Below are 7,269 nucleotides of genomic sequence, written 5' to 3' on the forward strand. Positions count from 1 at the left end.
GGATGCGGGGGTGCGGGGGGATGGGGCGATTCGGTGACGGGAGGGGGTACAGGCGGTCCGTGGCGTGCGGGGGCGCGGGGGAGGGGCGGCCGGGGTGCTCGCGGGCGGGGCGGGCGCCCCCCCGTGCGGCAAACGCGCGCTACTCCTCTCACCCTTCGCGCATACGTTCCTTCACCCGGCCGGGGGAACGCCGCGCGCGCAGCGGATGCGTCCGGCGGGCCGGGGCAGCACCCTCCTGAGGGAGGGAGGTTCACCATGGGTCCGTCATGCGTCACGCTGTGTGCGGCTTCGGTCGCGACGCTGCTCGCGGCCGTGCTCGGCTCGTCGGGGGCCGCCTCGGCGGGGGGCGGGGCCCCGGAGCGACCGGCGGTGCACGCCGGGGCGTGCCCGGTCCGCCCGGCCGTTCCCGAGGCCACGTTCGTCCCCACCTCGTACCCCTCCCGCTCCTGCCCGCCGCGCGACACGTCCCGCGCGCAGCCCTCGCGCCAGGCGTACGCCCCCGGCCCCGAAGCGCGCCGTGCCGCCGCGCGCCCCGCCTCGGTCCCCGTCGCCCGCGCGGCCGGGCCGAGCACGGCCCAGGCGGTCGTCGGCCTCCTCCTCGCCGCGACCGCCGCCCTGGTCGTCGCCCTCGGTGTCCTGCGCCGGGGCCGCCGCTGACGCGTGCCGGGCGCTGCCCCCCGCTCCCGCTCGCCCCCGCTCGCCCAGCCGCCCAACTCCCGCACGCACCGGGCGGATCGGTCCGGAGAGCCCGTAGGGGGCATCCCGCTATGTCAGGATTGGAGCCTCACCGGTACACCCTAGGGGGAGTGGATGTACGGCAGTGACGCACGCGGGTGGCGCGGAGCCCTGGCCGGGGCGCTCGTGGCGGCGGCCGTGCTCGGAGGGTGCTCCTCGGGCGGCGGCGACAAGGGCGGCGACGATCCCGAGCCGCACGAGACCCGCGCGGCGCTCGGGCAACGGCCCAAGGACCACGACCCGTACTGGGTCAACCCGCGCGGCACGGCGGCCACCGCGCTCGCCGGGTACCGCGCGGAGGGCAAGGAGGCCGAGGCGCGGCTCGTCGAGCGCATCGCGCGCGAGCCGGTGGGGCAGTGGCTCACCCCCGAGGGCGCTCAGGAGGAGGCGCGCGGCTTCACCGAGGCCGCCGCGCGGGCGGACCGTACCGCTCTCCTCGTCCTCTACAACATCCCGCACCGCGACTGCGGCCAGTACTCGGGCGGCGGCGCGGCGGACGGGAACGCGTACCGCGCCTGGATCGACAAGGTCGCCGCCGGCATCGGCGACGGTCCCGCGACCGTCGTGCTCGAACCCGACGCCGTCCTGCACCTCGTGGACGGCTGCACCCCCGACGCGTTCCAGGAGGAGCGGTTCGACCTCCTCAAGGGCGCCGTCGAGAAGCTCGGCGCGCTCCCGCACACCACGGTCTACCTCGACGCGGGCAATCCGGGCTGGCAGCGCCCCGAAGCGCTCGCCGAACCGCTGCGGCGCGCTGGGATCGACGCGGCCGACGGCTTCGCCGTCAACGTCTCCAACTTCCAGACGACGGAGCGGAGCATCGCCTACGGCAAGGAGCTGTCGGCACTCGTCGGGGGCAAGCACTTCGTCGTCGACACCAGCCGCAACGGCAACGGCCCCTCCACGGAAGGCGATCCGGGCGAGCGGTGGTGCAACCCGCCGGGGCGCGCGCTCGGTGAGCCGCCGACGACGCGGACGGCGGACCCGCTCGTGGACGCGTACCTGTGGGTGAAGCGGCCGGGCGAGTCGGACGGTACGTGCAAGGGCGGCCCCAAGGCGGGCGAGTGGTGGGGCGCTTACGCCCTCGGACTCGCGAAGGCCGGTTGACCGTCTCGGGCTTCGCGGTGGCCGGTTGACCGTTCCCGGCTTCGCGACGGTCGAGGGGCCGTTCCCGCGTGAGCGCCGTGCGCACAGGCGAGTTGGGTCGGGGCCCCGCCGGACCCCGACCCAACTCGCCCTCCTGTCACGCTACTTCACTTCGACCCACCTGGCCTTGCTCGGTGTCCCGTGAGCGTCCGTGACGAAGAGCATGTACCAGCCGCTCGGCACCAGGTTCCGGTTCTCGGGGATCGACACCTCGACCCCCTTCGCGCTCCGCCTCAGACCGAGCGCCACCGAGCGCTGGTCGACGTCCGTCACGTGCGTCGAGGCGCTCGGGCGGATGAGGCGCGCGGTGCGGATCGAGGCCGCGTCGTCACTCGGGTACGTCGCCGTGCCGCCGCGCTCGACAGCGGCCGGTCCCTTGCCGAGGCTCGGCCGCGCGCCCTGGTAGAGGTACGGCGGCGTGTAGATCTCCAGGCGCTGTTCGAACGTGCCCGGCTTGCTGTTCGCCTTGTCCGCGTAGAGCGAGTCGGAGCCGAAGAAGAGCACGCGCCCGTCCGGCAGCAGGAGCGAGCCCGAGTGGTAGTTGCGGCCCACCTGGGGGTCGGCGACGCGGCGGAAGGTGTTCGTCCCGGTGTCGTAGAGGCGGGCCTGGTGGATGTCGGAGTCGCCGCGTCCCCGGTAGTCCTCGGAGCCGCCCGCGACGAGGACGCTGTCGTCGGGCAGGACCGAGGTCTGCGGGTAGCGGGTGCCCTTCTCCAGCGAAGGCCCGTCGTGGAAGCGCGGGTCGGGGGCCTTGAGGTCGATGAGCCGGGTTTTCCTGCTCGACTTCGCGGACTCGCCGACGCCCCCGCCGCCGATCACGAGGTACTTCTCGTCCTGCGCGGGCGGCAGCAGCACGGTGCCCGAGGTCTCCATGCGGTCGGGGTCGCCGAGCCCCCCGATCTTGTCGAAGCGGTTCGACTCCAGGTCCCAGATCCCGGGCTCGCGCCCCTCGTCGGCCGGTCCGTACCCGGCGTTGGACCCGGAGTAGAAGAGCCGCCCGTCCTGGAGCAGGAAGACCGCCGGGTACGTCGGGAACTGCCGCCGCTTCTTCGTGTACGTCCACGTACGGGTCTGCGGGTCGAAGACCTCGTTCTTGCCGGGGACGAGCTGGCCGATGTCGTCGAGGCCGGACAGCGAGAGGACCTTGCCGTCCGAGAGGGTCGTCAGCGTCGGGTACCAGCGGGCCTCGTGCATCGGGTCGACCTTGACGTACTTCTCGGCGACCGGGTCGAACTCGAAGGCGTCGTCGATGCCCTGGAAGTCCTTCTTGTCGAGCGCGAGCTTCTCGGCGATCCCGTACACGTTGTGCCGGTCGGCGCCTGTGAGCCCTTCGACCCGGTAGTTGTCCTGCGAGCCCGTCTCGTACTTCGTGCCTTCCTTCTCGGCCTCGACGTAGATGCGGTCGAGGCCCGGCTCGGTGCGCAGGAACTTCCCGGTCTTCTTGTCGAAGACCTTCTTCGCCCGCTCGACGACCGCCGGGTCCTTCGCGACGAAGGTCTTGCCGGACTCCTTGCCGACGAACTTCGTGCCGGTTCTGATCGTCTTCGGCGCGTCAGGGTCCTCGTTGTGGACGATCATGAGGCCCCCGGCCTTCTTCACGTCTCCCTTGAGCTTCTCGTACCGCTTGGTGCCGCCGGCGACGAGGAGGTTGCCGCTCGCGAGCTGGGTGTGCCCGGTGCAAAAGAGGTCGTCGGGCGTCGGGACCTTCTTGATGGTGTTGGTCTCCGGGTCCCAGACGCGCGTGTCGTACTTCTTCGCGTCGAAGTTGTCCTGGTTGTTGCCCGAACCGGCGATGAGCAGCACCTTGCCGGTGCGCAGGAGCGCGGCGTGGATCGTGTTCTGCCGGTACTCCTTCGGGAAGTTCAGGATGTCCCAGTGCCCGTTCCGCTCCTTGTACCCGGGTCTGTTGATCTTGTAGTGGTGGTACCGCTCGGAGCCGAAGCGGTACATCGCGGGCGCGTTCATCCCGGCGACCGCCACCACGACGACGGCTCCGACCCCGACCCGGCGCATCCGGCGCAGCCTGGCGCGGTCCCTCATGCCTCACGCCCCCCGATCCGCACGGTCACGCCGTCGTCCGCAGCGGCCCACGAGGGCCGCGGGTCGCGCCCGGCGCGCTCCGGCCGGCCGGGGCCCATCGGCCGGCCGCGCAGGGCGGCGACGGGCGTCGGTGGGGGGACGGGCGCGGGGGCGCCCTCCACGCCCGCGGCCCCCTTCTCCCGTACCGCGCCCGTCGCCGTTTTCTCGTGCCGCAGCGACCACCGCCACAGCAGGATCGGCGCCGCCGTGATGAGCAGTGCGAGCGAGGCCCAGACGATCATCGCCGGGTGGTCGTGGCCGAGCGCGAAGGAGGCGCCGAGCGAGCCGCCGAAGACCGCGAGGAAGAAGAGGTGGACGCGGAAGGTCCCGAAGAGCGTGTCCGGGCTCGCCGAGTCCCCCTTCGGCGTCACGACGAAGCGGCTCCCGCGGCGCAGCGCGGCGTCCACGAGCGCACGCGCGTACAGCGGCGCCGACATGGCGGACATCGCCATGCCCGCGACCCCGCCGGAGCCCTCCGGCTCGTGCGGCGAGACGTTGTGCCGCCGGTTCCAGACGTACAGGCCGATCTGGAGGGCGGACGCGTTGCCGTAGAGCATGAGCCACACCGAGGGGTCGATGTCGACGCCCGAGGCCCCGAGGCCGAGGAAGAGGGCGCAGGAGAGCGCCGCGAGAATCCAGTTGAGCGCGGACATCGGGTAGAAGAGGACCATCATCGTGTAGTTGAAGAAGCGCCCGAACGGCAGCGTGAACGGTGCCTTCCAGAACTGCTTGAGCAGCGTCTCGTACGTTCCGCGCGACCACCTGAGCTGCTGCGTGAAGAAGTCCGTCCAGGCGGCCGGGCCCTCGCCCACGGCGAGCACGTCGGGCGTGTAGACCGACTTCCACTTGCGGCCCGTGCGCGGGTTGCGGGCGCGGTGCATCTCGAAGCCGGTCGCCATGTCCTCGGTGATCGAGTCGTACAGGCCGCCGATCTGGCGCAGCGCCGCGATCCGCACCGCGTTCGACGTCCCGACGAACATGGGGGCGCCGTAGGCGTTGCCCGCGCGCTGGATGAGCGCGTGGAAGAGGAACTGCTGCGATTCGGCGGCCTTGGTCACGAAGCTGTCGTAGTTGCCGTAGACCTGCGGCCCCACGACGAAGCCGACGTCCGGGTCGCGGAAGTAACCGAGCATCCGCTCCAGGTAGTTGGGGAGCGGGACGTGGTCGGTGTCGACGGAGGCGAAGTAGTCGTACGCGTCGCCGTGCGCGTCGAGCCAGGCGTTGTAGTTGCCGTGCTTCGTCCTCGCGCGGTGCGGCCCCCGGGGCTGGTTCCAGCGCGCGACGCCCTTGCGCGAGAAGTGCCGCACGCCGAGCCGCGCGCACACCTGCCTGACCTCCGGGTCGTCGCCCTCGTCGAGAAGCCATACGTGCAGCACACCGCGGTGCCTGAGGCGCACGGCCGCCTCCAGCGTCCGCGTCACCATCTCCAGGGGCTCCTTGCCCGGCACGAAGGACGTGAGGAAGGCGACGCGCGTCCCGGTCTCGGGGACGACGGGCACCGGGTCGCGGGCGACGAGGGTCGCGTGCGCGTTGGAGAGCACATTGAGGCAGCGGAACAGCTCGATGAGCCCGATCGCGACGAGCATCACGACGTCGAGGACCGGCAGGAAGCCGTACGCGGGGTAGTCGCGCTCCGTCCAGTGCGCGGGCTGGAGCAGCCACACGAGCAGGCCGAGCGAGAGCACCGGGGCGGCGCAGAGCAGCAGCGCCGCCCGCACCCGGTGCTCCTCCTGGCCGAGCAGGCTGCGGTAGCGGACGCGGTAGGGGCGGGACGGATCGGGTTCGGTGAGCGGTCCGGCGAGCCGGCTGTAGTGCTCGTAGTCGTAGCGGGGCAGCGCGCCGCGGAGCCCGCGGAAGGTGCCGGTCCTGGTCTGCTCCCCTCTGAGCTGGATCGTGCGCGCCGGATCGTCACCGGTCGGCGTCATGAGTCATTCCCCCCGCACGCGGCGCCGGGCCGCGTGGTCTCGTTCTCCCTCGCCCGCCGCGGCCCCCTCCGGCCGCCGTGCGGGCGCGTGCTGTCGTCGACCGGCTCGGCCGGTGGGCGTGGCGGGTCGCTTCCGGCACGGCAGAGGATGTTTCTCCTGCGCGCTGGTTGCGCGATGCCCCTCCCGGCATGGCCCCCGTGCGTCCCGCCCCCCGCGACGACTCGAAAAGAGTTCTACGCCACGAGCCATGATCGCAAGGGCGAAACAATGTGTTTACCGTGCATATCCGCCAATCAGTACAACTGATCGGTTGACGGTCCGAACGGGTGTATGAGGGGCACGAGATCCGGGGGATCGGAGTGCGGAAGGGAGTGGAGGTGCGCGCCGGGGCGTGCGAGGGGCGCGGGCGCGCCGGATGGCGGCCGGGAGTGCGACGGGTCGCGGCGCGGACGTGGCGGGGCCCCGGGGGGCGAGTGGCCGGGCGCGACGGATGTCCCGACGCCGGTACCGGAGTTCCAGGGCGCAGTCGGCCCGGTGGAAACGAGGAAGGCCCCCCGATCGCTCGGGGGGCCTTCCGTGTCGGTGCGCCGCCAGGGACTCGAACCCCGGACCCGCTGATTAAGAGTCAGCTGCTCTAACCAACTGAGCTAGCGGCGCCTGCTGACGTCGGAACCTTACCCGATCCTCGAGGGTGCTCCCAAACCGCCGGGGATGAGCGTTCGCACGTCCGTGACCGGGGGCGATGCGGCATTCGAGGCGTCAACATGCGGGCCGGCCCAGGCGTTGGGAAACTGACGTATGTACAGATTTCGTCTGATGTGTCCCAGAGGGTGTGACGTGAATCTCATCGCCGGTCCCGTCTTCGAGGAGTTCCAGCCTGGCGCGGCCTGCCCGTGCCCCGGGTGCGCCGCCGAGCGCGCCCCCGCCGCACCGGCCGGGCCGCGGCGGCGTCGCGGGCGTACGGGGGCGTCCGGGGTGCGGGCCGTGCTCGCCGTCGCCGCCGCCGCGACCTCCGTGCTCGGAGCCGCCCCCCTCGCGCCCCCGGCCTCCGCGGCCCCGGAGCCGCCGCGCGTCACGGCCCGCGACACCCGGCCCGACGCGGAGGGCGGCACCGAGGCGAAGGGCGCGAACGGGCGGGGAGCGCCCGGCCCCGCCGCGCGGCGCGGAGCGACCGGTCCGGACGAGGCGGAGGCGCGGCGTGAGGCCGGGGGGACCCGGGACGGTGCTGCGGGTGCGCCCGCGTTGGGGCGGGGCGCGACCGGTCCGGACGAGGCGGAGGCGCGGCGTGAGGCCGGGGGGACGCGGGACGGTGCTGCGGGTGCGCCCGCGTTGGGGCGGGGCGCGACCGGTCCGGACGAGGCGGAGGCGCGGCGTGAGGCCGGGG

At 72.9% G+C, this 7,269-nt stretch carries 4 protein-coding genes, 1 tRNA gene and 1 pseudogene; 3 read left to right on the forward strand and 3 right to left on the reverse strand.

What is annotated here, in order from left to right:
- Window positions 1–255: 255 nt before the first annotated feature.
- Window positions 256–657, forward strand: a complete 402-nt coding sequence (locus IF99_RS0129565; protein ID WP_031001413.1) for a hypothetical protein — start codon at window positions 256–258, stop codon at window positions 655–657.
- Window positions 658–810: 153 nt separating this feature from the next.
- Window positions 811–1,842 carry a glycoside hydrolase family 6 protein gene (locus IF99_RS0129570; protein ID WP_199806586.1) on the forward strand — a complete coding sequence of 344 codons (1,032 nt, stop codon included), beginning with the start codon at window positions 811–813 and terminating at the stop codon, window positions 1,840–1,842.
- Between the two features lie 141 nt (window positions 1,843–1,983).
- Here the strand turns inward: IF99_RS0129570 and IF99_RS0129575 are convergent, their stop codons facing one another.
- From IF99_RS0129575 to IF99_RS0129585, 3 genes are all read right to left on the reverse strand, one after another.
- Window positions 1,984–3,921, reverse strand: coding sequence for a kelch motif-containing protein (locus IF99_RS0129575; RefSeq protein WP_031001417.1), 1,938 nt, complete (start codon window positions 3,919–3,921; stop codon window positions 1,984–1,986).
- On the reverse strand, window positions 3,918–5,885 hold the full coding sequence (locus IF99_RS0129580) for a glycosyltransferase family 2 protein (RefSeq protein ID WP_031001419.1): 1,968 nt from the start codon (window positions 5,883–5,885) through the stop codon (window positions 3,918–3,920). Before IF99_RS0129580 ends, IF99_RS0129575 begins: the two co-directional genes overlap by 4 nt.
- A 583-nt stretch (window positions 5,886–6,468) precedes the next feature.
- Window positions 6,469–6,542, reverse strand: a tRNA-Lys gene (locus tag IF99_RS0129585).
- A 180-nt stretch (window positions 6,543–6,722) separates the two neighbouring features.
- Between IF99_RS0129585 and IF99_RS0129590 the strand changes: the two are divergent.
- Window positions 6,723–7,269: pseudogene (locus IF99_RS0129590) on the forward strand (hypothetical protein); the annotation flags it as partial.

The sequence above is a fragment of the Streptomyces sp. NRRL F-5630 genome (assembly GCF_000719475.1).
GTDB lineage: Bacteria > Actinomycetota > Actinomycetes > Streptomycetales > Streptomycetaceae > Streptomyces.

Bases quoted from the DNA above. Each gene is read 5' to 3' on its own strand.
- IF99_RS0129570 (WP_199806586.1), top strand. From the start codon at position 811: ATGTACGGCAGTGACGCACGCGGGTGGCGCGGAGCCCTGGCCGGGGCG.
- IF99_RS0129565 (WP_031001413.1), top strand. From the start codon at position 256: ATGGGTCCGTCATGCGTCACGCTGTGTGCGGCTTCGGTCGCGACGCTG.
- IF99_RS0129575 (WP_031001417.1), bottom strand. From the start codon at position 3,921: ATGAGGGACCGCGCCAGGCTGCGCCGGATGCGCCGGGTCGGGGTCGGA.
- IF99_RS0129580 (WP_031001419.1), bottom strand. From the start codon at position 5,885: ATGACGCCGACCGGTGACGATCCGGCGCGCACGATCCAGCTCAGAGGG.